19 protein-coding genes are annotated in these 24,652 nt (G+C 40.0%); 7 read left to right on the forward strand and 12 right to left on the reverse strand.

Translation table 11 applies throughout. The features are described 5' to 3' along the window. Positions 1-364 precede the first annotated feature (364 nt). Positions 365-841, reverse strand: coding sequence for a GNAT family N-acetyltransferase (locus tag ABWP91_RS01895; protein ID WP_353241762.1), 477 nt, complete (start codon positions 839-841; stop codon positions 365-367). Positions 842-1,254: 413 nt separating this feature from the next. Here ABWP91_RS01895 and ABWP91_RS01900 point away from each other — a divergent pair, with 413 nt between their 5' ends. Further along, a complete protein-coding gene (locus tag ABWP91_RS01900; protein WP_353241763.1) occupies positions 1,255-2,997 on the forward strand; it encodes an ABC-F family ATP-binding cassette domain-containing protein in 1,743 nt (580 codons plus the stop codon). Positions 2,998-3,208: 211 nt separating this feature from the next. Here the strand turns inward: ABWP91_RS01900 and ABWP91_RS01905 are convergent, their stop codons facing one another. The 5 genes from ABWP91_RS01905 to ABWP91_RS01925 form a co-directional block, all read right to left on the reverse strand. Beyond that, a complete protein-coding gene (locus tag ABWP91_RS01905; RefSeq protein ID WP_353241764.1) occupies positions 3,209-3,409 on the reverse strand; it encodes a DEAD/DEAH box helicase in 201 nt (66 codons plus the stop codon). Continuing rightward, a complete protein-coding gene (locus tag ABWP91_RS01910) occupies positions 3,402-3,959 on the reverse strand; it encodes a PadR family transcriptional regulator (RefSeq protein WP_353241765.1) in 558 nt (185 codons plus the stop codon). Before ABWP91_RS01910 ends, ABWP91_RS01905 begins: the two co-directional genes overlap by 8 nt. Before the next feature lie 248 nt (positions 3,960-4,207). Continuing rightward, a complete protein-coding gene (tyrP, locus tag ABWP91_RS01915) occupies positions 4,208-5,356 on the reverse strand; it encodes a tyrosine transporter TyrP (protein ID WP_353241766.1) in 1,149 nt (382 codons plus the stop codon). A gap of 77 nt (positions 5,357-5,433) precedes the next feature. Then, positions 5,434-7,377, reverse strand: a complete 1,944-nt coding sequence (locus ABWP91_RS01920) for a pyridoxal phosphate-dependent decarboxylase family protein (protein WP_353241767.1) — start codon at positions 7,375-7,377, stop codon at positions 5,434-5,436. Positions 7,378-7,781: 404 nt separating this feature from the next. Beyond that, entirely contained in the window at positions 7,782-8,792 is a 1,011-nt protein-coding gene (locus ABWP91_RS01925) for an NAD(P)H-quinone oxidoreductase (RefSeq protein WP_502935781.1), read from the reverse strand. A gap of 364 nt (positions 8,793-9,156) precedes the next feature. Here ABWP91_RS01925 and fnr point away from each other — a divergent pair, with 364 nt between their 5' ends. Further along, entirely contained in the window at positions 9,157-9,912 is a 756-nt protein-coding gene (fnr, locus tag ABWP91_RS01930; protein ID WP_068443675.1) for a fumarate/nitrate reduction transcriptional regulator Fnr, read from the forward strand. Between the two features lie 125 nt (positions 9,913-10,037). Beyond that, positions 10,038-10,988 (forward strand): universal stress protein UspE, encoded by a 951-nt coding sequence (uspE, locus tag ABWP91_RS01935; protein WP_353241769.1) that lies wholly within the window; start codon positions 10,038-10,040, stop codon positions 10,986-10,988. A 59-nt stretch (positions 10,989-11,047) separates the two neighbouring features. Here uspE and ABWP91_RS01940 read toward each other — a convergent pair whose 3' ends face one another. Continuing rightward, positions 11,048-11,674, reverse strand: a complete 627-nt coding sequence (locus tag ABWP91_RS01940; RefSeq protein ID WP_353241770.1) for a TetR/AcrR family transcriptional regulator — start codon at positions 11,672-11,674, stop codon at positions 11,048-11,050. 168 nt (positions 11,675-11,842) lie between these two features. On the opposite strand from ABWP91_RS01940, the gene ABWP91_RS01945 reads away from it, so the two are divergent. Next, entirely contained in the window at positions 11,843-13,042 is a 1,200-nt protein-coding gene (locus ABWP91_RS01945; protein ID WP_353241771.1) for an MFS transporter, read from the forward strand. A 69-nt stretch (positions 13,043-13,111) separates the two neighbouring features. Here ABWP91_RS01945 and pntB read toward each other — a convergent pair whose 3' ends face one another. Together pntB and pntA are read right to left on the reverse strand one after the other, a co-directional pair. Continuing rightward, on the reverse strand, positions 13,112-14,500 hold the full coding sequence (gene pntB / locus ABWP91_RS01950; RefSeq protein ID WP_353241886.1) for a Re/Si-specific NAD(P)(+) transhydrogenase subunit beta: 1,389 nt from the start codon (positions 14,498-14,500) through the stop codon (positions 13,112-13,114). 13 nt (positions 14,501-14,513) lie between these two features. Further along, the gene (pntA, locus tag ABWP91_RS01955; protein ID WP_353241772.1) at positions 14,514-16,043 is read right to left on the reverse strand and encodes a Re/Si-specific NAD(P)(+) transhydrogenase subunit alpha; all 1,530 of its coding nucleotides are present in this window, start codon (positions 16,041-16,043) and stop codon (positions 14,514-14,516) included. Between the two features lie 388 nt (positions 16,044-16,431). Between pntA and ydgH the strand changes: the two genes are divergently transcribed. Continuing rightward, a complete protein-coding gene (ydgH, locus tag ABWP91_RS01960; RefSeq protein ID WP_206084228.1) occupies positions 16,432-17,382 on the forward strand; it encodes a DUF1471 family protein YdgH in 951 nt (316 codons plus the stop codon). 363 nt (positions 17,383-17,745) lie between these two features. Next, complete coding sequence (locus tag ABWP91_RS01965; protein WP_502935782.1) at positions 17,746-19,086, forward strand: basic amino acid/polyamine antiporter; 1,341 nt, start codon at positions 17,746-17,748, stop codon at positions 19,084-19,086. A gap of 286 nt (positions 19,087-19,372) precedes the next feature. Here ABWP91_RS01965 and hrpA read toward each other — a convergent pair whose 3' ends face one another. Next, a complete protein-coding gene (gene hrpA, locus ABWP91_RS01970; RefSeq protein ID WP_353241774.1) occupies positions 19,373-23,272 on the reverse strand; it encodes an ATP-dependent RNA helicase HrpA in 3,900 nt (1,299 codons plus the stop codon). A 214-nt stretch (positions 23,273-23,486) separates the two neighbouring features. On the opposite strand from hrpA, the gene ABWP91_RS01975 reads away from it, so the two are divergent. Further along, on the forward strand, positions 23,487-24,086 hold the full coding sequence (locus ABWP91_RS01975) for an FMN-dependent NADH-azoreductase (RefSeq protein ID WP_353241775.1): 600 nt from the start codon (positions 23,487-23,489) through the stop codon (positions 24,084-24,086). 64 nt (positions 24,087-24,150) lie between these two features. Here the strand turns inward: ABWP91_RS01975 and ABWP91_RS01980 are convergent, their stop codons facing one another. Next, positions 24,151-24,480: a YdbL family probable chaperone protein gene (locus ABWP91_RS01980; RefSeq protein ID WP_353241776.1), complete on the reverse strand. Its 330-nt coding sequence runs from the start codon at positions 24,478-24,480 to the stop codon at positions 24,151-24,153. Further along, the gene (locus ABWP91_RS01985) at positions 24,477-24,650 is read right to left on the reverse strand and encodes a YnbE family lipoprotein (protein WP_206084422.1); all 174 of its coding nucleotides are present in this window, start codon (positions 24,648-24,650) and stop codon (positions 24,477-24,479) included. The genes ABWP91_RS01980 and ABWP91_RS01985 overlap by 4 nt, the downstream gene beginning before the upstream one ends. Positions 24,651-24,652 lie beyond the last annotated feature (2 nt).

The raw sequence follows: 24,652 nt of genomic DNA on the forward strand, positions 1-24,652 counted from the left end.
GAAAACAATGAACAACAATTATTTTTATTAACCTGGTGAAATTAATAAAGGCGTATAACTGTTAATATGCGAAATAAATACGGCCAAATACAAAAAAAGAAAATTATATTTTTAAAGTAGGCTAAATCAGTGTAATTGCTGTTCAACCATCAGCTATCTATCTAATTTAATGAAAGTTTATCAAAATTTAGATTAAGTTGAGTTGCCTTGCATCACAAAAAAACAGAATAAATTAACAAAATTCATCAGAAGGCATTAATTGTACAACTTTAGATGAAAAAATATAAAAAAAAAGCCAGTAAGTTTATTACTGGCTTTTTTAACACAAAGTTTATATTTGTTTAATTATATGTAGTATTCACAATTAGCATGCAAATTCTGCGATGGTTTTTTCATCCATACGGTAACGTACCCACTCATCTTGTGGTTGCGCGCCAATGCTTTTATAAAAATCGATAGCTGGCTGATTCCAATCCAAGACACTCCATTCTAAACGTTGGCACTTCCTTTCTACGGCTAACACGGCAATATGTTTTAGTAGTTTTTTCCCTGCACCTGCACCACGAAAATTGGGAGATACATATAAATCTTCTAAATAAATACCGTTATTCCCTAACCAAGTTGAATAGCTAGTAAAGAAAACCGCATACCCTGCGGGTTTATCATCCACATAACAAATAAGGGCTTCTGTTTTAGAATCTGCACCAAAGAGTGAATTTTCGATATCAGCAACACTGGCCTTAACTTCATGGCGGGCTTTTTCATACTCTGCTAATTCAATGATCATCTCTAAAATCAATTTAGCGTCTTTCACTGTTGCTGGCTTTATTTCTACGTTCATTTGCGACTCTCTTGTTATTTGAGCTGCAATTTTATGTCTTACGCCTCGAACGCCCAACAGTTAGCAATTTAATTCATATGTGCTCACATGATATAAGAGAGATTGATATCAGTAATCATACTTATCACGACAAAAGTCATGAAAGAACGCATTTCTGGATTTTATTCTCTCTCCTCTATTTGTTATGATGTGCGCATTGTACAACCCAACGAAAAATAAGGAGGCTAATTTATGTTGTTGTGTGATCTTATTGAATACTCACACTTCTTTGGTAATCGCCAGAGCTCAGGCTTTCACAGTTTTATACTGCGATAACCCTGCCTGAGCGAAGCCACAAAGAGATCTTCCCTCAGCTTACTGGGTTGTCGTTATGACTATCCAAGGTATTGTTATACCTAAAATTTGAGTAAGCTATGAGCACTTTATTATCTGTAAAATCATTAAATTACGACATTTCTACCCACACGCTATTAAATGATGTTTCATTCACATTGCAACAAGGCGACCGTATCGGTTTAATTGGACACAATGGTAGTGGTAAAAGTACCTTATTAAAGTTACTTACCCACCAGCTATCCCCCAACAGTGGTAGCATTACCTACGCCAACCACTGCGTCACGGCGTATATCGAACAACATTTACCTGAAGACGTAGCCCATCTAACACTAATCGATGCGCTTGTTCAAAAAATTCCAGAACAAGACAAAATCGCTGAACGTTGGTGGGTTGAAGTATTACTGTCTGAATTAGGTTTTACTGCCCAGCAATGGGAACAAAAAGCCAACGAAATTAGTGGCGGGCAACATACTCGCCTCTTGTTAGGCCGCGCGTTAATTGAACAGCCTGATTTATTATTGCTAGATGAACCGAGTAACCACTTGGACTTACCTACCCTTATTTGGTTAGGGAATTTCCTTCAGTCTTGGAAAGGAAGCTTTGTACTGGTTTCTCACGACCAAGCTTTGCTTGATAAGGTCACTAACTGTACGTGGGTTTTACGTGATAAATCGTTACATTTCTATCGATTACCATGTAGTGAAGCCCGTCTTGCGATGGCCGAAAAAGACATTACCGATGAAAGGCGTAATCAAGCAGAACAAAAAGAGATTGACCGTATCGCCTCCAGTGCAAAACGTTTAGCAATTTGGGGGCATGTATATGATAACGAAGGGCTCTCTCGCAAAGCAAAACAAATGGAGAAACACATTGATAGACTTAAAGAGACTCAAACAGAGCTCACTGAAGGTTATCAATGGAAATTGGCACTGAATGGCAAATCGATTCCTGCCGACCGTGTTTTAGAGCTCGAAGGCACTGAGGTTTCAACGCCGACGGGTGAACGTTTGTTTAAAACCGCTTTTCATCAGGTAAAAAGCGGCGACCGTATCGCTATTATGGGGGCAAATGGTTGTGGTAAATCGACATTATTGCGCCTGCTTTGGCAGCATTATCAACAAGATTTACGCTATACCAAGCACCTGAAGTTTCATCCAACGATTCGTGCTGGGTATTACGACCAGCAATTAGAACAATTGAATGATAACGACAGCCTATTGGATGCGCTACGCCCTTTTGCCGCTATTACAGATGAACAACGCAAAATGGCACTTATTGGTGCTGGATTTGCCTATTCACGCCATCAACAAACCGTGGAAACACTCAGTGGTGGTGAGCGCGCAAGGCTGCTTTTTATTGGTTTAAGTTTAGCCCAGTATGAACTTATCTTATTGGATGAGCCGACTAACCACCTTGATCTTGAGGGAAAAGAGGCTCTGAGTGAAGAAATTAGCCAATTTTCAGGTGCATTACTGGTCGTCAGCCACGACAGATGGTTGATTGAAAATAGTTGCCAACGTTTTTGGTTTATTGATGAACATCAGTTAGTGGAATACCTGAACATTGATGATGTTTATCATAAAATTGAACAACAAGCCCAATTGTTATCTAATCGTTTGACTGAAGATGTTGAACACAGTAATACGGTGAATGCTCAGACAAAGGTTATTTCTCATGAAGATGAGTTGTTAGAGAAATTATTGGTTTTAGAAGAAAAATTACACGCTGACAAGCAACGTAAATTGAGCCATCAAAAACCACAACTCCAGCAGCAGTGGAGTGATGAAATAGCGCAAATACATGCCCAGTTAGGGTTATAAATTTACCCCCTGATTACTGATGTAGTCAGGGGTTTTTAATCAAGCAGAGGATATGTAGAGTTTACAAAATAATTATATTTCTAGTTAAAACCATGTAATTTATTTCAGACAGCAAAAATGAATCTATTTTTAATATAGCCTATTTTCATATAGTGAGAGCTAACCACTCATTCAAGCCGCTGTTGAATAAAGATTTTGTAAACCATCCATCTTAATATTTAATTTTTTGTTTTTTTGCGCGTTTAAAATAAGATGTAGGCACATTTGGACAGATAACCTCTTTAAATTTATCCTCTTTTTTTGTGCTTTTTTCAGCTTCCGTCGGTGGAGACGTATTTTCCTGCGCTGTTTTACGATTATCTGTCATATATAAGTGCTCTTTTGCTTGAATTATGTCATTAGTTTTAGCCATTTGATTTTCCTTCCATCACCAATACCGCATTGACCTCTTCTATCCGTTCAACCGCTCGGTTAATGATTTCAACGACTTTGGCTGAATCATCTTTACTTAATTGCTGTAAGACGATTTTATGCCTTAAGAGTGATTTAAATTTATCCACTGCACATTCAATTTCATTGGCAAATTGATTTCCCGCTTTAAGCTCTTGTGCATAATTTAACTTTAGTTGAACTTCTGCTAAAAGTTCAGCTTTTAATAATAAAAAGCACCGCCCTTCTGGTGTAATGACAAAGCACTTACGCCCTTTATCATTCTCTTTACCTACACCCGCAGTAATAAAGCCTAATTCTTCTAACAATGTTAGAGTAGGATAAATTACCCCTGGACTTGGGCAATAGAACCCTGCCGTTTCCTCTGAAATTTTTTTGATCAGCTCATAGCCGTAATTTATTCCCCCAGTCAGTAAGTGTAGAATATATATTCTTAGCTGCTTAGGGTTAAACATCCGACTAACACTCTTGCCATTACATAAGCAAGGATCAAGTTGTTGTTCGTTTGCCATTCAAATTCTCAGTGATTGTTTTGATGCCAAAACAGATATATCGGATATAATAGTCAATTCTACGAGAAATGCCACCTTTAGATATATCTGTTTTTACACATAACGTGCTAATGATAATCATTCTTAGTTAGATTATACGCATTGGTATAACGTAAAACAGTCATTATTGTGCTGTGAATTATCTGAATCACTTATTTTTACACAAAAAAAAACCAGTCCGCAGACTGGCTTATATTTAAATTAAGTGATTAGCCGATATCCGGTAAAACTTTAAAGACAATCCCCATCTGAACACCAATCACGACAATTCCACATAAAAATACGATTAGTAAACCAATGGGCCCGCCTAATACTTGGTATCGACGCTGGTTTAATGTTCGTGATTTAAATGCCATTGCGCTTGGTAATAATAAAGCAAGGATGGATAAGGCGATTGCAGCATAACCCAGCGCCATCACAAATCCTTTCGGGTAAAACAGTGCAAATACTAAAGGAGGCCCAAACGTCAACAAACCTGTTTGTATACGCCCTGCTGCGTTATCTTGTCGCTTAAATAAGTCGGCTAAGAAGTCAAATAACCCTAACGCTACCCCTAAAAAGGATGTTGCCAGTGCCAAACTCATAAACATTTGTGCAACTAACTCAGTGCGGCCTGATTGGGCGACATCTTTAATCGCATCTAATAAACCATTTAACCCTGCATTCTCTGCCAAAATGCCCACAAACGTCGTTGTTCCAATACTCCCCAATGTCGCGATTTGCCATAAAATATAAGCGATAAGAGGAATAGCACTGCCGATAATAAAAATAACTCGCAACTTTTTCACGTCTCCCCCCATGTATTTCACAATACTTGGAACGCTTCCGTGAAAACCAAATGAGGTAAAAAAGACAGGAATTGCAGATAAAATTAGAACCTTCTCAGTTGGTGCTGCCAATAAATTTTGTTGTTCTACATGTGGCATCATTAGTGCCAAAATAATGACCAGAAAAATAATTTTTGCGGTGAACAATATACGGTTAATAAAATCGACCGATGAAGTCCCAAAACAGACAACCCCACCACCAATCACTGTAAACAGGACTATCCCCATCCAATCTGCCATTTCAACTGCAAAACTGCTTTTTAGATTTGACGTGATGATTTCGCCCGCCCCACTCACATAAGCCGCAGTTAAAGCGTACATCAAGAACATCATGCTAAAACCAGTGATAAATTTACCACCCGAGCCTAAATAACGTTGAGCTACACTACCAATCCCTGTTTCGTAGGATTCATGCTGGTAAACCTCCACTAATAGAAGCGCGGTATAACACATCAAAGCCCATAGAGCTAACAACATGGCTAAACTAACTAAAAAACCATTACCCGCAGCTGCGATCGGCATTGCCAACATCCCAGCACCAATCGTCGTACCAGCAACAATAAAAATACTACCCAATGTGCGATTTTTCATATTGAGATCCTAACAAATTAATTAGAGGCTAATTTATAATTGGAATTTTTTATTTTATTTTCTTCATCAACGAGTTGCTGTAACTTTTCTACAAAAACGGTGGTTAATTCGCCCCAGTAATTTTCGAAATACTCCTTATCACGTAAGCAATGAGTCATTACAGCGGATCGTAAAACATACACTGACTGAACGTTATGCCATTCGCTGTCAGAAAAATTAGCATCTCGACATAAATTCAATGGGTTATCACCATATTCTTCATAAGTGAGTGATGTTGATGAGGTTAAAAAATCGTTTGAATAGGTTCGGCCCGCTGCATAAGAACACAGTTCATAAAGCCGTTTGTTTAAGCGATTTTGCTTTTCTAATGATGGATTTCCTAATTCACGAAACATAAAGTTAATCATATGGAAATCAGGGTCTGGCATCGCAAAAATTGTAAACTTGCGCCCATCAATATTAAATAGCTCGCATTGGTTAATTTTTTCTATCATCCAGTTAGCGGTAGTAATACCCGCAGCGAGGACTTTGCCATACCCCAAAAGATTCAACGGAACTAACCGGTGTGCAGCCCAAACCGCCGCGGCTGTTGCTCCAGCCTTTGAACCTTCCATTATTGATGACCCTAAAACAACATTTTGCTGTTTGTCTGATTTACGGTATTTTTCTTGAACCTCTTCAAAAACATAGGCTGCATGATAAGAAATTAAATCAACAATGCGCTTATCCTTCATGCAAATAGCACCAGCTGCATAAGGGATAAAACCAGCTTTGTGCGGATCAACTGTAATTGAGTCCACTTGGTTTAGTGCTTTAAAACTTTCATAAACATCGGCTTTTGGCCAAGTAACATCTTTGGGGAAGATGCCTTCCTGATGATAACGATGAATAAGTACGTCATATTCCATAAATTGGTTGTCTTCATCACGGAACATAGCACAAACATAGCCTGCATATGCGGCATCGACATGCACATAAAAAGACACACCAAATCGCTCTTCACATTCACAGCGCAAATCAATAACTGCTTTTACATTATCTATAGCGCCTATTTCTGTCGTGCCAACAACCGCAACAACGGCAAGAATAGGCACTCCTTGCTCGATTAATGAAAATACCGTTTCACGCATTTTCTGCACGTCAGTACGATAGCTTGCATCAACAGGCAGCTGCACGATATTTTGCTGACCAAGCCCCAAGATATCCATCGCTTTCATCCATGAATAATGCTTAGATTGGGGTACTAATAATTTACCCAATGTTTTTTGTGGCACACCTGTGCCGCGGGTTGTTAACTCTCTAACCTCCTCAAAAATATTTAATTTTTTTAGATCATCAATAAGATCTAAAACAGCAGCCACCGGTAAATTAAGCAGTTCTTTTTCTGATTTCCCCATTAATAAATGCTGAGATTTTTCATGTTGAGCAATGGCTAATGGCAAGCTTTTCAGGTTTCGAGCTACCCATAACCCTTCATAGTTTGCAACTGTCCCTCCTGAAGTGATGTGCCCCCATGCTCTGTTCACGTCATAACCAAACATTGCGCACAGATCTAACCCAGCTTCAAGTTCTAAGGCAGTTGTCGTCGGCGAAGCTTCTTGTGTGCAATTGTTTTGGTTATACATCATCGCCATCACATAGGCGAGATTTGACACCATCAGTGTATCTGCATTCATATGTCCCAGATAACGGGGGGAAAACCAAGGCACAGACGTACTTTTTAGCTTTGAGGAGAGTTGATTGAGGATCCCTTCAGTTCGATACAGTGTGTCTCTATACTCAGGAGCATAACGATCTACAGCTGTAATGTGCTCAGGGTCTTCCGGATGGTAACTTGAACGCCAATGCATGTGTTCCATAACTGAATATTCCATCATCTCTTTGAAAAATACCGCATTTTCAGATTTTGGACCTAAAAATAGTGCATCTACATTCATTTTTGAATTATTAAAATTACTCATTTCACACACCTTCAATTCACAATTAATTAACATTAATTGTACTTAAGCCTATTCACTTAATATCATTGGAGAGTGCATAACGAACTGTTTTTATATAAAAGACATCAATATATTAATGATATGCATTTAAAAATATCATTTAGGTATTAACTATTGATAAACAGACCGTTAATGGCCAACTTATTTATAGGTATAATTCATTTTTATTTAATTATTAACAAACTAATTAGAATTTTGTTTGGAATTGTGGACGGGCACAAAAAATCAAAAATTATTCAGCTGTAAAGAGTTATTTACGCTAAAAAAGCTTGATAATGTAAATTATTTGTTATAGCAAGAGTTAAATGTAACGACTTCCCATCGACCAGCGGGAAGTCATACCCCTATAACAAGCGATTTCATAACTAGCTATTTAATAGGACTATTTTCCCAATTAAATCACCTGATTCCATATATTGATGAGCTTCTTTCACTTGTGATAACGCATATATTTTGTTAATTATTGGTTTTATTTTACTATTTTGTAACATGGGTAAAATGTGTTCTTTTAACTCTGTCGCAATCTGTGCTTTTTCATCAATAGACCGTGAGCGCATAGTTGAACCTGTATGTGTTAACCGCTTAACCATGAGAGGCATCATATTCAGTCGTTCCGGGTTCCCTTTCATCATGCCAATTTGAATTATTCGCCCAAATTTTGCCGCAACTAAATAGTTTTTTTCCACATAATCACCACCAATAATATCAACCACCATATTTACACCGCGTGATAATGTGAAGTTCTTCGTGGCCTCGACAAAATCATCAGTTCGGTAGTTAATGATGCAATCTACGCCTAAGGTTTTTGCCACATTAGCTTTTTCTTCAGAGCCGACAGTCGTGATCACTGTAGCGCCTATTGCTTTTGCTATCATGATAGCCACACTGCCAATACCAGATGTTCCCCCGTGAATAAGCACAGTTTCATCTTTCTTTAGTTGGCCAATCTGGCACATGTTCGCCCAGACAGTAAAAAAGTTTTCAGGAATGGCAGCGCCTTCAATAAATGATAAATTACCTAATGGCAATGCAATATCTTTATGCACTAAGCAATATTCTGCATAACCGCCCCCTGCCACCAACGCACAAAGTGCGTCACCTAATTGCCAATTATCAACATCGTCTGCTTTCGCCACAACCGTTCCTGCTATTTCCAACCCCATAATTGGAGATGCATCGGCTGGTGGTGGGTAAGAGCCTTTTCGCTGAAAGATATCGGGCCGATTAACTCCTGCAGCTTCAACCTTAACAAGTAAATATCCTGCAGAAATTCTGGGCAACGGTTTTTCAATTAATTGCAATTTTTCAGGGCCACCTGGTTCTATAATATCCACAACGGTCATTGTGGTTGGTAAAGGCTGTTGAACATGAGTCATCATGGTCTCCTTTTTGAGGTTAATTTGAAAAATTGATATTTTTAAATTTATTTTTGTGTTAAATTAATGCTAATAAGTTTAATGAATCGTGCTTTAAAATTGAATTTTTAAGTATTAATTCTAATGATGACTTAAGTCATCTTTTTATTGTTTAGGTGCTAATATTTAATCTATATCAAACATAATATTTAGTAATCTGCGTTAATTTAGCATTAATGTCTAATTTTACTAACTTGATGCCCTTCACTTATCTGGCTATTTTATTTAATTAGTCAATTCTGTCATATATTACTACTTACCAGCTGCCTTATCTTATGTTAAAATTGACTCATATCAATAATTTTAACTTGATTGAGCATTTAATATGATCCCAGAAAAAAGAGTTGTTCGTCGCATCCAGTCTGGTGGTTGTGCAATTCATTGTCAGGACTGCAGTATTAGTCAACTTTGCATTCCTTTTACACTGAATGAACATGAACTGGATCAACTTGATAATATCATTGAGCGTAAAAAACCGATTCAAAAAGGCCAAGCATTATTTAAGGCTGGGGATGAGTTACGTTCTTTATATGCCATCCGCTCAGGCACAATAAAAAGCTACACCATAACTGAAGAAGGTGATGAGCAAATCACAGGTTTCCATTTAGCGGGTGACCTCGTTGGTTTTGATGCCATTATTCATACACAGCACCCAAGTTTTGCACAAGCACTTGAAACATCAATGGTTTGTGAAATTCCATTTGAAACGTTAGACGATTTATCTGGCAAAATGCCTAATCTACGTCAACAAATCATGCGTTTAATGAGTGGTGAGATTAAAGGCGATCAAGAAATGATCCTTTTATTATCCAAGAAAAATGCGGAAGAGCGTTTAGCTGCATTTATTCTTAACCTCTCCCATCGTTTCGCTGAACGTGGTTTTTCACCAAGAGAATTCCGATTAACCATGACCCGTGGCGATATCGGTAATTACCTCGGTTTAACTGTTGAAACAATTAGTCGTCTATTAGGTCGCTTCCAAAAAAGTGGCATGCTTAGCGTAAAAGGCAAGTATATTACGATTGAAGATATGACTAAATTGACTGATATTGCAGGTAAAGTTTCAGCAATTACTTGCTAACTACCCCAAACGGATCACATTAATGGTGATCCGTTTTCGTTTTTTTTTCCAGATTTCTTGCCTATTTAACGCCAATATCTTAGTTTAACTATGTGGAAATATCCGTTTATCGAGAGGACTCCAATATGGCAAACTATAAAAACCTGCTAGTTGCAATTGACCCAAATCAGGATGATCAACCTGCATTAAGACGAGCTGTTTACATCGTGCAGCGTAATGGTGGGCGGATAAAAGCGTTTTTACCTATCTATGACTTATCTTATGACATGACAACATTACTCTCTCCTGAAGAACGTAATGCGATGCGCAAAGGTGTCATTAGCCAAAAAGCGGCGTGGATTAAACAACAAGCCCACTTCTACCTCGAAGCGGGTATTGATATCGAAATTAAAGTGATCTGGCATAACAAGCCTTATGAAGCCATTATTCAAGAAGTTATCAGTGGCGAACATGACTTGTTATTAAAAATGGCTCATCAGACCGATAATTTTGAATCCATTATCTTCACACCTTTAGATTGGCACTTACTCAGAAAATGTCCATCTCCAGTGTGGATGGTAAAAGATAAGGTCTGGCCTGATCACGGCTCTGTGGTGGTTGCCGTTAACTTATCCAATGAAGAATCCTACCATGACGACTTAAATATTAAGTTAGTGGAAAAAACGCGTGATTTAGCGACACGAATTATTAAGGAACAAGAAATTCATCTTGTCAGTGCCTACCCTGTCGCCCCGATGAATATCGCGATTGAACTTCCAGACTTTGACCCTAGCCTGTATAACAATGCGCTACGTGGGCAGCACCTCATTGCCATGAAAGAATTAAGGCAAAAATTCAGTATCGATGAGAAATACACTCATGTTCGCGAAGGGTTACCGGAAAAAATCATTCCAGAAATGTGTGAGGAATTACAAGCTGGTGTGGTTGTACTTGGTATTTTAGGTCGTACAGGTCTATCCGCTGCATTCTTAGGAAATACAGCTGAACACGTTATCGATAAGCTGAAATGTGACCTATTGGCAATAAAACCTGATAGTTTTGTATGCCCGATTAACGCCGCTGATGATGGCGATTAAGCTATCACCTAAAATATAACCTTATAACCCCCATTATTTGGGGGTTTTCTATTTAAAGGTCATGATTGTGGTTGTAAATTTGTATTGAGGATAGGCCACGCCTGCATCGCATTAAAAATAACTTGGTTCAACCTTTCTAACTCAATACCATCACAAGCTTGAATGGTAAAACCGTCAATTACCGTAATATAAAAATCTACGATGGCATGAATGGGAGCATCAGGTGCGACATCACCATCTTCAATCCCTTTTTGCATGCGCTGTAATAAAATTTTTTGGTAACTTTTGCGCTTTTCTTGGACATTCAATTGCACGTCTTCAATTTGCTTAGAGCCGTTCATGGTGGCAGTAATTAACATGCACCCCGCAGGTTTACCCGGTTGAATAAGCTTCTTTGCACTTTCATACATCAATAACTCAATTGCCACTTTCGCCGTTTTCGCTTGCTTAACGATAGATAAAATCGGGCAGGCTTCATTGGTTAAGTAATAATCAATACATTGATTGAATAGTGACGCTTTATCACCAAAGGCACAATAAAGACTGGGCGCAGTGATACCTAGTGCTTGCGTTAAATCACTAATCGACGTTGCCACATAACCATTTTGCCAAAATAATAACATGGCCTTTTCTAATGCGTCTTGTTGGTCAAACCCTTTGGGGCGCCCACGTTTTATCGGTTTCATATTCTCACTTCACCTGTCATCGATACAGTGTAACATAAACATTTTATAACGATCACTATATAAATAATTGACAGCGTTTAAATAAGTATAAAGAATAGCGCAATAATTCTATAGCGGTCACTATAAAATTATATCTTTACACTTTATTCAATTTTCCATGGAAAGCACATGACAACAATTAATTTTTCTTCGCACAATGGTAACTGGCTTTCACTATTATCTGCAACGTTTGCCTGCTTCATTATTGTTACAGGCGAATTTTTAGCCATAAGCGTGCTAAATGACATCGCTCGGGATTTTCAAATATCAACAGGCACAGCGGGCCTGACGGTAACAGTAACCTCGATTGCGGGGATGGCTTCATCCCTGTTCGTGCCAATTTATGCAAAAAATATCGACAGACGCCAAGTATTACTCTTTTTAGTTGCACTGATGATATTCGCCAATGCCATTACCGCGTTTGCATCCAGCTTTGGATTAGTTCTACTAGGCCGATTTGCGCTAGGTATCGCATTAGGCGGTTTTTGGGGCATTGCAGCAGGGCTAGTTATCCGATTAGCACCCAAAAATATGGCAATTACGACATCAGTAACCATTTTCTTTTCTGCGGTAACACTGGTGACCGTCATCGGTGTTCCTTTAGGTGCGTTGTTATCTGACAACTACGGTTGGAGAATGCCTTACATCGCATTAGTTATTGCTGGTATTGCAGCGCTATTGATGCAATATTTTTCGTTACCTTCATTAAAGCCTTCTTCATCAATGCAGTGGAATGAGTTATTACTCATGCCGTCACATCCTATTGCACGTAAAGGGTTGATCATATTCACGTTGATTTTCTTAGCGCATTTTTCAGCTTATAACTATTTTACCGTATTTTTCAAACAAACCGCGGGGTTTGCTGAAGGACAAATTTCTGCATTATTGCTATTTTTTGGCCTTGCCAGTGTCGTAGGTAACATTTTAGCGGGTTACGTGGGGAAATATAACGTTCGCTATAATTTTGCCATCAGTGCATTACTGCTAGCCTTAGCTTTTTTAGCGTTATCTGCCTTCGATTTTAATTGGGCAACCAGCGTAATATTTGTTTTTTCATGGGGTATTGCTGCGGGTATGGTTCCTGCCACAATCAATATGTGGATGCATGTCCATGTGCCTGAATTAACAGAAAAAGGTTCCGCCTTAATTACCTTTATGTTTTTGATTTTAATTACTATCGGTAGCTTAGTTGGTGGGTATGTGATGGATCATTTTGATGGCGGCGTATTAATGGCGAGTATGCTAACCATCGCGGCTCTTGCTTTCTTATTAGTCTTTACCTTTGCACGCGGTTTAACCAATTGCGCTCGCTTTTGTACCAATAAATAATTAAAAAATGGGGTTACTGGCATAGGCCAATAACCCCATCACATTGATAATAGTTACCTAATTCAGTGATTACAACGCACGTAAGATAGCATCGACGCTGTCTTTCGCATCACCAAACAGCATTTGTGTATTTTCTTTAAAGAACAATGGATTTTGCACACCAGCATAGCCGGTATTCATTGAACGTTTAAATACAATCACGTTATTCGCTTTCCAAACTTCCAGAACAGGCATACCTGCAATTGGGCTATTTGGATCTTCTTGCGCCGCTGGGTTAACAGTATCATTCGCCCCAATAACTAATACGGTATCAGTGTTAGAAAAATCATCATTGATTTCATCCATTTCCAATACGATATCATAAGGGACTTTGGCTTCAGCCAATAACACGTTCATATGGCCTGGCAAACGACCAGCAACTGGGTGAATACCGAAGCGGACGTTAATGCCACGTTCGCGCAGTTTAGTTGTAATATCTGCAACTGGATACTGTGCCTGAGCAACCGCCATACCATAGCCCGGGGTGATGATCACTGAGGTTGAGTTTTTCAACATTTCAGCGACTTCTTCAGCAGTGCTTTCACGGTACTCACCCATTTCCTCTTCAGCGCCTGTTGAAGAGCCATCTGTACCAAAGCCCCCTGCTATCACACTGAAAAATGAACGATTCATAGCCTTACACATGATGTAAGACAGAATCGCACCCGATGAACCGACTAATGCCCCTGTTACAATTAACAAGTCATTACTTAGCATGAAACCTGCCGCTGCCGCTGCCCAACCTGAATAAGAGTTCAGCATTGAAACAACCACTGGCATGTCTGCGCCGCCAATAGAAGCCACTAAGTGCCAACCAAAGGCTAATGCAATCACTGTCATGATTAACATTAAGAATACTTGCAAACCAATGCTTTGGGTCTTAACGAAAATCACTAATAAGATAAATGAAACGACTAGTGCCGCTAAGTTAAGTTTATGGCGATTTGGCAACATCATCGGTTTGGATGACATTTTGCCTGACAACTTTCCGTAAGCGACAACAGAGCCCGTAAAGGTTACTGCGCCGATGAAGATGCCTAAGAAAACTTCGGTTAAATGAATGTTTTCCATCACAACATCCGCATGGCCTTCGCTTGCAATAAAGCTGTTGAAACCAACTAGCACTGCTGCTAAACCGACGAAGCTATGCAAAATAGCAACCAGTTCAGGCATTTCAGTCATTTCAACTTTTTTCGCTAAACGAATGCCAATCACGGCACCAATAACCATTGCAACAATCATCCAGCCCACATTGGCACTGTGAGGGCCCAAAATGGTGGCAATGAGCGCAATAGCCATACCAGCTACACCATACGTGTTCCCACGTTGAGAACTTTCATGGCGTGATAGCCCTGCAAGGCTGAAAATAAATAGGATAGCAGCAACAATGTACGCCGCTGTCACAATTCCACTCGACAACATAAGTTACCCCTTACCCTTTACGAAACATTTTTAACATGCGTTGAGTTACTGTGAACCCACCGAAAATATTGATACTTGCGATCAATATGGCAATAAAGGATAAGAAGCTTACCCAGCCGCCACTGCCAATTTGCAGTAACGCACCAACAACAATGATCCCTGAAATCGCATTGGTCACTGACATCAATGGCGTATGCAACGCATGCGTCACGTTCCAAACCACGTAGTAACCCACCACACATGCGAGCGCGAATACCGTAAAGTGTGATAAAAACTCTTTCGGTGCAGAATTTGCAAACCAGCCAAAAAGGATGATAGCTAATGCCATCAAGCCATATTTCAACGCTGGCGACATTTTCTTCTCAGGCGCTTTAACTTTTTCCACCGCTTTCGGTTTCGCCTGCGGTTGTGCAGATACTTGAATTGGTGGCGCGGGCCATGTAATTTCGCCTTGCTTGATAACAGTCACACCGCGAATAACCAGATCGTCGAAATCAATGTTAATTTCGCCATCCTTTTCTTTGCAGAGGAGTTTCATCAAGTTAACAAGGTTGGTCCCGTATAACTGTGAGGATTGTGTTGGTAAGCGACTTGGCAAATCAGTGTAACCAATAATTTTAACACCGTTATCAGTAACAACTAATTTATCCGCTTGTGTTAATTCGCAATTTCCGCCCGTTTGTGCCGCTAAATCCACGATGACACTGCCCGGTTTCATTGATTCAACCATTTCTTTGGTGATCAATTTTGGTGCTGGCTTACCCGGAATCAACGCGGTAGTGACAATGATATCGACCTCTTTTGCTTGAGCCGCAAACAGTTCCATCTCCGCCTTAATAAAGGCTTCAGACATCACTTTTGCATAACCATCACCGCTACCTGCTTCCTCTTTGAAATCGAGTTCAAGGAATTCCGCACCCATACTTTGAACTTGCTCTTTCACCTCTGGGCGTGTGTCGAATGCGCGCACAATCGCACCAAGGCTACCTGCGGCACCAATAGCTGCAAGCCCTGCAACCCCAGCACCGATGATCATCACCTTCGCGGGTGGAACTTTACCTGCCGCTGTAATTTGCCCTGTGAAGAAACGACCAAATTCATGAGCGGCTTCTACGATGGCACGATACCCTGCAATATTTGCCATCGAACTTAGCGCATCGAGTGATTGGGCACGTGAAATACGAGGTACAGCATCCATTGCCATCACGTTGATATTACGTGCTTTTAAAGCATCCATCAGCTCAGCATTCTGTGCTGGCCAGATGAAACTCACCAGTGTAGCCCCTTCTTTTAATAACGGGATCTCATCTTCAAATGGTGCGTTGACTTTAAAAACAATATCCGCAGCAAAGGCTGTGTCACGATCGACAATCTCAGCCCCAGCTTGCTCGTAGGCAATATCATCAAAACTCGCTAAATGACCAGCGTTGTGTTCTACACAAACAGAAAAACCCAACTTAAGAAGTTGGGTGACTGTTGACGGTGTAGCAGCAACACGCGCTTCATTGGCAAGTCGTTCTCTTGGTATACCAATACGCATAATGTTCCCTTTTTAAAGCCTAATGTAATGTTGTTTATAGAGTGCTTGCTAAAATAATGACCATCATCACAGAGAAAAGTCTTATTTTGTGCATAAACAGATTTTAAATGTCCTAATAACCTACTGAAAATATGCTTCTTGATCCATAATTGATCGCGATTCTTAGACAGTAAATGGAATTCACAGTGAAAATCTTAGTTTTAGGTCAATAAAATACTGGATACTTTAAAAATTCTGGTAAATTTAACTAGTCAATAATTATTTATTTCTTATAAAAAGAAAATCATGAGACAACAGGTTCAGTTACGTGTAATAATCACGTGCATGTGATACAACTAAGATTCAGCACGTTTATTATAATAAATTGCGCAAGGCGGAAGGATTTTGTATGAAGCTGAAAACTACGGTCATCGCAGCCGCGGTGTTATCATTAACGAGTATAACTGCTACTCAGGCGGCTGTTGAGTTGACGCCAAAACAGGCTACTGAATTAAAACCTTATGAGCGTATAACAGTCACCGGGCGCTTTAATGCTATCTATGAAGCATCCGATGCCGTCTCCCGTAGGGCTGATAAAATGGGGGCATATGCCTTTTACATTCAAAGCCTTGACGATATAGGCGATAGCGGCAACATGCGTGTTGTTGCTGATGTCTATGCCAAAGATGCACCAAGTGTCGATGAACCAAAACGTCGTGTATTCGGTGGTGTTGAAGAAATGTCTAAAACCGATGCAGCTCAGTACGAACCATTCGATACGGTTACTGTAAGTGGTTTTTACCCTTCTCAACCCGATTTATATGAAGCCATCGCGAAGCAAGCTCTCAAAAAGAATGCAGCTTCATTTTATGTCGTTCGTAATATCGCAATGAATGATGGTGGAAATACACTAGCAACCGCTTATATCTATAAGAAAGATGCGCCCAAACGCCAAGTTCTTAATGAAGAAGCCGTTGTGCCAGCCGATTCAGATGCAGGGCGTGCTCTGTTAGCTGAAGGTGGTGAAGCGGCTAAAAAAGTGCGCATCCCTGGCGTTGCTTCCTCTGAAGAACCAACAACCGCTGTTGGTCGTTTCTTTGAAACATCAAGTAGCCAGCCAGGACGTACTAGCGTAACGTTACCAAGTGGTTATGTAATTGAAGAAGTTAATAAAACTGCTGCTGCGCAGATGGTTCCATTTGACTCAATTACATTCTCTGGTTACTACACCAATACGCCAGAAGTACGTTATCAAATCGCAAAACGTGCAGAAGCTAAAGGTGCAAAATATTTCCATATTACAAGAGAATGGCAGTCTAATGGTGGTAGCGTCACAATTAGTGCCGACCTATTTAAATAATAAATAGTGTACTCTTCTAAAAACCAGCCTAAATCACTAGGCTGGTTTTTTTCACCCATGATTATAGCTCAGTCCCCCCCTCTTTATCTCATTTCTTACCGTCCTTTTTCAGGATTAACACAAGAGTGAATAAATCACCTGATAAAATGCATATTTTCCCATTGCATAACGGCCGTTTCATTCGTAGAATCCACCACTTAAATTATGGTAGTCAAAGTCACTAGATTATTTAAGTCTGCCAGTTAAACTCATTACTACAGTGGCGTTTTAACGTCATTTTAACTTTTGATTGCTAAACACTCAGGATTTACTTTGAAAAATACGTTAAGCCTTACTGCATTAACCGCCCTTGTTCTTAGCTCAATGGTAGGTGCGGGTGTATTTAGTCTTCCTCAGAATATGGCTGAAGTGGCAAGCCCACTGGCATTAATCATTGGTTGGTCTATTACAGGCGTTGGTATCCTATTTCTTGCTTTTGCGCTTTTGTTGTTATCGCGCATACGTCCTGACCTAGATGGCGGGATTTTTACCTACGCAAAAGTTGGCTTTGGTGAGCTTGTCGGTTTTTGTTCGGCGTGGGGTTACTGGCTTTGTGCCGTTGTTGCCAACGTATCCTACTTAGTTATCGTTTTTGCGGCGATCAGTTTTTTCACCGATACCCCTGACAACATTATTTTTGGTGATGGTAATACATGGCAAGCATTGATTGGTGAATCTATCCTGCTATGGTTTGTCCATTATTTGGTTCTACGTGGCGTACAAACAGCAGCTGGCATCAATAAATTAGCTACCATGGCAAAATTAGTTCCCCTTGGGCTATTTATCGTTTTAGCATTTTTTGCATTTAAATTAGATATTTTTAATGCCGATTTTAGCGGCATTGAGCTAAAAATGCCGGTTTGGGAACAAGTCAAAGACACCATGTTAATTACCCTTTGGGTATTTATCGGTATCGAAGGCGCAGTTGTTGTTTCCGCTCGCGCCAGAAACCGCCGTGACGTAGGTTTAGCAACCATATTCGCTGTCAGCTCTGCCTTAATAATTTATATACTTGTCACGTTATTATCGCTAGGAATTATGCCTCGTGCTGAATTAGCAGAAATCAAAAACCCATCCATGGCAACTTTGATGGTTAATTTGATTGGTTCAAGTGGGGATATCATTATCGCTGCTGGGCTAATCATCTCGGTTTGTGGTGCTTACCTTAGCTGGACCATTATGGCCGCTGAAGTACCTTATATTGCAGCGCAATACCAGTCCTTCCCGAAAATTTTCAATAAGCTTAATAAAAATGATGCCCCCTCTTCATCTTTATGGTTAACAAATGGTGCTGTGCAACTGTCACTGGTGTTAATCTGGCTCAGCGGGAGTAATTACAATACATTGCTAACAATTGCCTCCGAGATGATTTTAGTGCCGTATTTTCTGGTCGGTGCATTCTTAATGAAGGTTGCCTTTGAAAGGCACAGTAAAGCCTTGTTGATGGTTGGATTCGTTGCAAGTGTTTATGGGCTATGGCTGTTGTATGCCTCTGGGCTAATCAATCTTATGCTATCTGTTGTGTTATATGCACCAGGGATATTGGTCTTTTTCTATGCACGCCAGCAGCAATCCAATAAAGTCCCATTGAAAGTTATCGAGACTACCATGGCATTCGCTATTATGATTACAGCGCTACCTGCCCTTTATTACTTAGTCGCTTGATAATCACAAAGGAGGGTTTCCGCCCTCCTTACTCACTACCTTTTAATACCAACCACTAATACATCATCTCAACCCTCTATTCACTCAAATCTCCCACTCATTATCCCGCTATTTCCTATTTGTACTTAGTGACTTATAACTGTTGTACTTACTCAAATGCATATAATTTGCATCCAATAATTAGTATGTTGTAACTAAATTGATAATTTGAATCTATTAACCATAAAAAACCGCTTCAGACAATTAAACCCAAAGCGGTTTTATTTATCTAACTTCAAAAATAACGTTAGAGTTTTTGTGACACACTTTCCATCGTTTGAATGATACGCTTGTCTGAAATAGGATATGGCGTCCCTAATTGTTGAGCAAATAAGCTTATGCGTAACTCTTCAATCATCCAGCGAATTTCCTGTACTTCCGGCATATTTTTTTGAATGGGTGAAAGTTTGGCTAGCCATTGTTGCCACATATTTTGCACATGCTCAACTTTACTCATTTGTGCGCGATCACGGTTTGGGTCAATTGCCAATTTTTCAAGGCGGCGTTCGATGCCATTTAAATAACGCAGGACATCAGGTAAACGCTTCCAGCCATGCGCAGTAACAAAGCCTTTAAAGACTAAATTGCCCATTTGCGCTTTTAAATCAGAAAGCGCTAACGCCATGGAAAAATCAACCCGCCCTTTCAAACGCTTATTAATGGCAAACACGGCACTGAGAATTTGCTCAACTTGCTTCGCAATATTAACGACAACATCATTTAGTTCTGCTCGGGCAAACTCTTTGAGTTTCTCGAATTGCACTTCATCCCATACCGCACCACCAAAGTTAGCAATCAGTTGATCGACACCGCAAGCGATACAATCATCAATAAGGTCTAATACTTTTCCATATGGGTTAAAGTACAAACCTAATTTAGACTTGTTTGGTAATTTTTCGTGTAAATATTTAATTGGTGAAGGAATATTAAGCAATAATAACCGACGAACACCACTCCACATGGCTTGTTGCTGCTCAAATTCCGTTTCAAACACCCGAATACCGACGCTGTTTTTTTCGTCAACCAAAGCGGGATAGGCTTTCACCGAATAACCGCCCCGCTTTTGTTCATAGCGTTGTGGTAGTTCACCAAAACTCCAGATATGTAATCCTGATTGCTCAATACCATCGTCAATAACTTCAGAAAGCGTTTCTTGTACTTTTTCCTTTAAGTTATTTTTCAAAACATCAAGATCTTGCCCTTCCGCGACGGTTTTATTTTTTTCACCAATCACACGATAAGTCATTTTTAAATGCACAGGAAGTTGGTCAAGTTGCCACGCATCACGATCAACCGTAACACCCGTCATCCGCCGCAGCTCTTTTTCCAGCTTATCTAATACATTTCCTTCAGGCTCTGAAACACGCTCAAGAAAAGCTGATGCATAATTAGGCGCAGGGACAAAGTTTCTTCTGATAGGCTTAGGCAATGATTTTATTAGCGCGACAATCAGTTCATGACGTAAACCTGGCACCTGCCAATCAAACCCAATATTTTGCACCTGATTTAAAATGGCCAAAGGGATATGTACCGTCACCCCATCTGCATCGGTTCCTGGTTCAAATTGATAACTTAAGCGGAATTTCAAATCCCCTTGATACCAATAATTTGGATAATCAAGCGCAGAAACATTACCTGCATCCTCCTTGATTAACATACTCTTTTCAAAATTCAGTAAGTCAGCTTGCTGCTTTGATGTGGTTTTCCACCAGCTATCAAAATGACGAGAGGAAATCACATCGTTTGGGATACGTTGGTCATAAAAAGCAAACAGGGTTTCATCATCAACAAGGATGTCGCGGCGACGGGATTTATGCTCTAAATCTTCAACTTCTGATAGTAATTTCAGGTTTTCTTTGAAGAATGCATGACGTGTTGACCAATCCCCTTCAACCAAGGCATGGCGAATAAATAACTCACGGCACAGCAATGGGTCAATATTGCCATAATTCACTTGCCGTGATGCGACAATTGGCAAACCATATAACGTCACTTTTTCAGATGCCATCACGGCACCTTCTGATTTTGACCAATGTGGCTCACTGTAGTTGTGCTTGGTTAGGTGCCCCGCTAGAGGCTCCACCCATTCAACATCAATAGAAGCCGCTATACGCCCCCATAATTTTGATGTTTCAACCAGTTCAGCTACCATTGCCCATTTAGGGGGTTTTTTAAACAAACCTGAGCCAGGGAAGATGGTGAAACGTGCATTCCTTGCCCCCGTAAACTCATGTTTATCCGCATCTTTTTGTCCAATATGCGAGAGTAAGCCTGATAATAACGAAACGTGAATACTGCGAAAATCAGCTTCAGCACTGTTAATGGCAAAACCCTGCTCTTTCACCACCTGACGTAGCTGAGTATAAAGGTCCTGCCACTCACGAATGCGTAAGTAATTTAGAAAATCTTGGCGACACATTTTGCGAAATTGTGCATTAGAAAGCTGTGTTTGTTGCTCTTTGAGATAATCCCAAAGGTTTAAAAACGCCATAAAATCTGATTGCTTATCATGGAAGCGACGGTGTTTCTCATCAGAAGCCTGCTGCTTCTCTAATGGACGCTCTCTTGGATCTTGAATCGATAGCGCTGATACAATAACCATCGTTTCACGCACTGCCCCGTGCTTTCGTGCCTCAATCACCATACGCGCCAACCGTGGATCGACTGGCAATTGTGCGAGTTGTCGACCTGTATCCGTAAGTTGATAACCTTTATCTACTTGTTTATGTGGTTTAATACCACCAAGTTCTTCGAGCAATTTCACTCCATCTTGAATGTTACGCTTATCTGGCGCCTCAACAAATGGGAATGCAGCAATATCCCCTAATCCTATCGAAGTCATTTGCAAAATAACGGAAGCTAAATTGGTTCTTAGAATTTCAGGATCAGTAAATTCAGGGCGCGAAAGGAAGTCTTCCTCTGAATATAATCGGATACAAATACCATCCGAGACACGCCCACAACGTCCCTTTCGCTGGTTTGCTGAAGCCTGTGAAATGGCTTCAACGGGTAAGCGTTGAACTTTAGTTCGATAGCTATAACGGCTAATCCGTGCATAACCAGTATCAATAACATATTTGATACCTGGAACAGTGAGCGATGTTTCTGCAACGTTAGTTGATAAAATAATACGGCGCCCACCATGAGGATGGAAAATTCGGTTCTGCTCGCTATTGGATAGCCTTGCAAATAAAGGCAGGATTTCAGTATGGCGTAATGACAATTTGGTAAGTGCATCCGCAGTATCGCGAATTTCCCGCTCACCGCTCATAAAAATCAAAATATCGCCATTACCTTCAACAGATAGCTCATTAACTGCATCAATAATCCCATCAATTTGGTCACGTTCACTATCGTTATCATTCCCCATAATTGGCCGATAACGCACTTCAACCGGATAGGTGCGCCCTGAAACCTCAACAATAGGAGCATGGTTAAAGTGTTTAGAAAAACGTTCAGGATCAATGGTTGCTGAAGTAATGATAACTTTTAAATCAGGTCGCCTTGGCAATAACTGGCGAAGGTAACCTAAGATGAAATCAATATTTAAGCTTCTTTCATGAGCCTCATCGATAATAATGGTGTCATATTGCAGAAGCAATTTATCATTTTGCAATTCCGCCAGCAAAATCCCATCAGTCATTAATTTGACTTGGGTTGTTTCGCTGACTTGGTCGCTAAAACGCACCTTATAACCGACATGAGTGCCAAGCTCGCACTCTAATTCGTGCGCAAGGCGAGTCGCAACCGAACGCGCAGCCAGCCGCCTTGGTTGTGTGTGGCCAATAAAGCCTTGGATACCACGGCCAAGCTCAAGGCAAATTTTCGGGATTTGAGTTGTTTTCCCTGACCCTGTTTCACCAGCAATAATGACGACCTGATGCTTCTGAATCGCATTCAAGATAGCGTCTTTCTTTTGACTAACAGGGAGGTTATCTGGGTAAACGATTTTAGGTGGATTCAGCTTTTTAACCGCAACTTTCTGTTTTGCCGATTCGATATCTGCTTTAATCACATCCAGTACAGCGCTACGTGATTTTTCATCACGAATTTTTGCAATACCTTGAATTCTTTTTTTCAGTAACCACTGATCACGCAGTGAAGTTTGTCCTATTTCAGCATCTAATGCCGTCAGTATGGATTTCACGCTTTAAACCCTTATTTTTAATCAATTATAATGCACGACGGCATTTTACTTCGTCGTTTAGCAACAATATTTCGTTTTAGTTTTTAGTTGTTGTTATTACATAAATAATACCATCAGTTTTTTTGAAAAAGGCTATCTAATTTTCTTCCTATCAATCAGTTAGCTATCACGTATGATTATACGTAAAGCAATATAAATAAATTTAAGGACTACAATGAGTAACGTATTACTATTGAAATCAAGTATCCTGGCAGACTACTCTCAAAGCAATAAAATGGCCGATTACTTTATTCAACAGTGGCAAGAAAAGAACCCTGAGGACACAGTGACTGTTCGAGATCTCGTCAATGAGCCAATCCCTGCCATTGATGGTGAAATTTTAGCAGCTTTTGGCCCTAGTGACACGAAAACTGAGCAACAACAAGCACATTTGAACCTGTCTAATACATTAATTGAAGAAATAAAAGCACACAATGTCATTGTCATTGCTGCACCAATGTACAATTTTACGATTTCTTCACACTTAAAGCATTATTTTGATTTTATTGCCAGATCAGGCCATACATTTAAATATACGGAACAAGGTTCTGTTGGCTTACTGGAAAATAAACGCGCATTCGTCTTAACCAGCCGTGGTGGGATCTATAAAGATACCCCAACAGATACTATGGTGCCTTATATGACGTTATTTTTAAATTTTATAGGCATTAAAGATGTTGAGTTTATTTTCGCTGAAGGAACCGCTTTAGGTACTGATTCAGTCGAAAAAGCCCATCGACATGCTCAACAACATATTAATGACCTTGTTGTCTAAATCAATCATCAAAACAACCTAAGCTACGTTTGTTATACTTTGCGCACTTTCCTAGTGCGCATTTTTATTTTTTCTTAAGCCATTGGCCATTAATACCCCTAACATATTCCCCTGAGCCCGCCCTCTCAACTAATTTTTGTCCTGCAATTCGAGCAACTTCATTTGTTTTAAGGTTATTTTTAGACGCAATTTCGCTGTATTTCTTTTCGCGTTCACCGTTAATTTGTTCTGCCAATTTCACCGCCTCAGCATTACCCGTTTTCACTACCGCTAAATACCCAGATAGCGTTTCACCTAGAACACCCTTTTCTTTTGCTTCATCCACTGTAAGTGCAAATGCAGAAAAGGCACTTAATAATGAACACAAGGCTAATGCTTTTATTATTCGGCTCATTTATCGCTAACCTCCCCGAATAAATCACTGTTCTCTTTGAGTAACTCTTCAACTTGCCTGTCGGCCTTTATCTGTATTTCATGCTCTATTTTCACATTCATATTAATATTAATTGGCTTATCAGGAGTGGCAACTTCCACCCGTAAACACGCCACGAGGAAAAAGGCCATGA

Source organism: Providencia sp., assembly GCF_040396775.1.
Taxonomy (GTDB): domain Bacteria; phylum Pseudomonadota; class Gammaproteobacteria; order Enterobacterales; family Enterobacteriaceae; genus Providencia.

Excerpts from the sequence above, each read along its gene's own strand:
- fnr (WP_068443675.1), top strand. The coding sequence starts at position 9,157 with ATGATCCCAGAAAAAAGAGTTGTTCGTCGCATCCAGTCTGGTGGTTGT.
- ydgH (WP_206084228.1), top strand. The coding sequence starts at position 16,432 with ATGAAGCTGAAAACTACGGTCATCGCAGCCGCGGTGTTATCATTAACG.
- ABWP91_RS01925 (WP_502935781.1), bottom strand. The coding sequence starts at position 8,792 with ATGACTCATGTTCAACAGCCTTTACCAACCACAATGACCGTTGTGGAT.
- ABWP91_RS01975 (WP_353241775.1), top strand. The coding sequence starts at position 23,487 with ATGAGTAACGTATTACTATTGAAATCAAGTATCCTGGCAGACTACTCT.
- ABWP91_RS01910 (WP_353241765.1), bottom strand. The coding sequence starts at position 3,959 with ATGGCAAACGAACAACAACTTGATCCTTGCTTATGTAATGGCAAGAGT.
- ABWP91_RS01920 (WP_353241767.1), bottom strand. The coding sequence starts at position 7,377 with ATGAGTAATTTTAATAATTCAAAAATGAATGTAGATGCACTATTTTTA.
- ABWP91_RS01905 (WP_353241764.1), bottom strand. The coding sequence starts at position 3,409 with ATGGCTAAAACTAATGACATAATTCAAGCAAAAGAGCACTTATATATG.
- ABWP91_RS01985 (WP_206084422.1), bottom strand. The coding sequence starts at position 24,650 with ATGGCCTTTTTCCTCGTGGCGTGTTTACGGGTGGAAGTTGCCACTCCT.
- ABWP91_RS01980 (WP_353241776.1), bottom strand. The coding sequence starts at position 24,480 with ATGAGCCGAATAATAAAAGCATTAGCCTTGTGTTCATTATTAAGTGCC.
- ABWP91_RS01940 (WP_353241770.1), bottom strand. The coding sequence starts at position 11,674 with ATGAAACCGATAAAACGTGGGCGCCCCAAAGGGTTTGACCAACAAGAC.
- ABWP91_RS01900 (WP_353241763.1), top strand. The coding sequence starts at position 1,255 with ATGAGCACTTTATTATCTGTAAAATCATTAAATTACGACATTTCTACC.
- ABWP91_RS01945 (WP_353241771.1), top strand. The coding sequence starts at position 11,843 with ATGACAACAATTAATTTTTCTTCGCACAATGGTAACTGGCTTTCACTA.
- ABWP91_RS01965 (WP_502935782.1), top strand. The coding sequence starts at position 17,746 with ATGGTAGGTGCGGGTGTATTTAGTCTTCCTCAGAATATGGCTGAAGTG.
- ABWP91_RS01895 (WP_353241762.1), bottom strand. The coding sequence starts at position 841 with ATGAACGTAGAAATAAAGCCAGCAACAGTGAAAGACGCTAAATTGATT.
- uspE (WP_353241769.1), top strand. The coding sequence starts at position 10,038 with ATGGCAAACTATAAAAACCTGCTAGTTGCAATTGACCCAAATCAGGAT.
- tyrP (WP_353241766.1), bottom strand. The coding sequence starts at position 5,356 with ATGTTGGCAATGCCGATCGCAGCTGCGGGTAATGGTTTTTTAGTTAGT.
- pntA (WP_353241772.1), bottom strand. The coding sequence starts at position 16,043 with ATGCGTATTGGTATACCAAGAGAACGACTTGCCAATGAAGCGCGTGTT.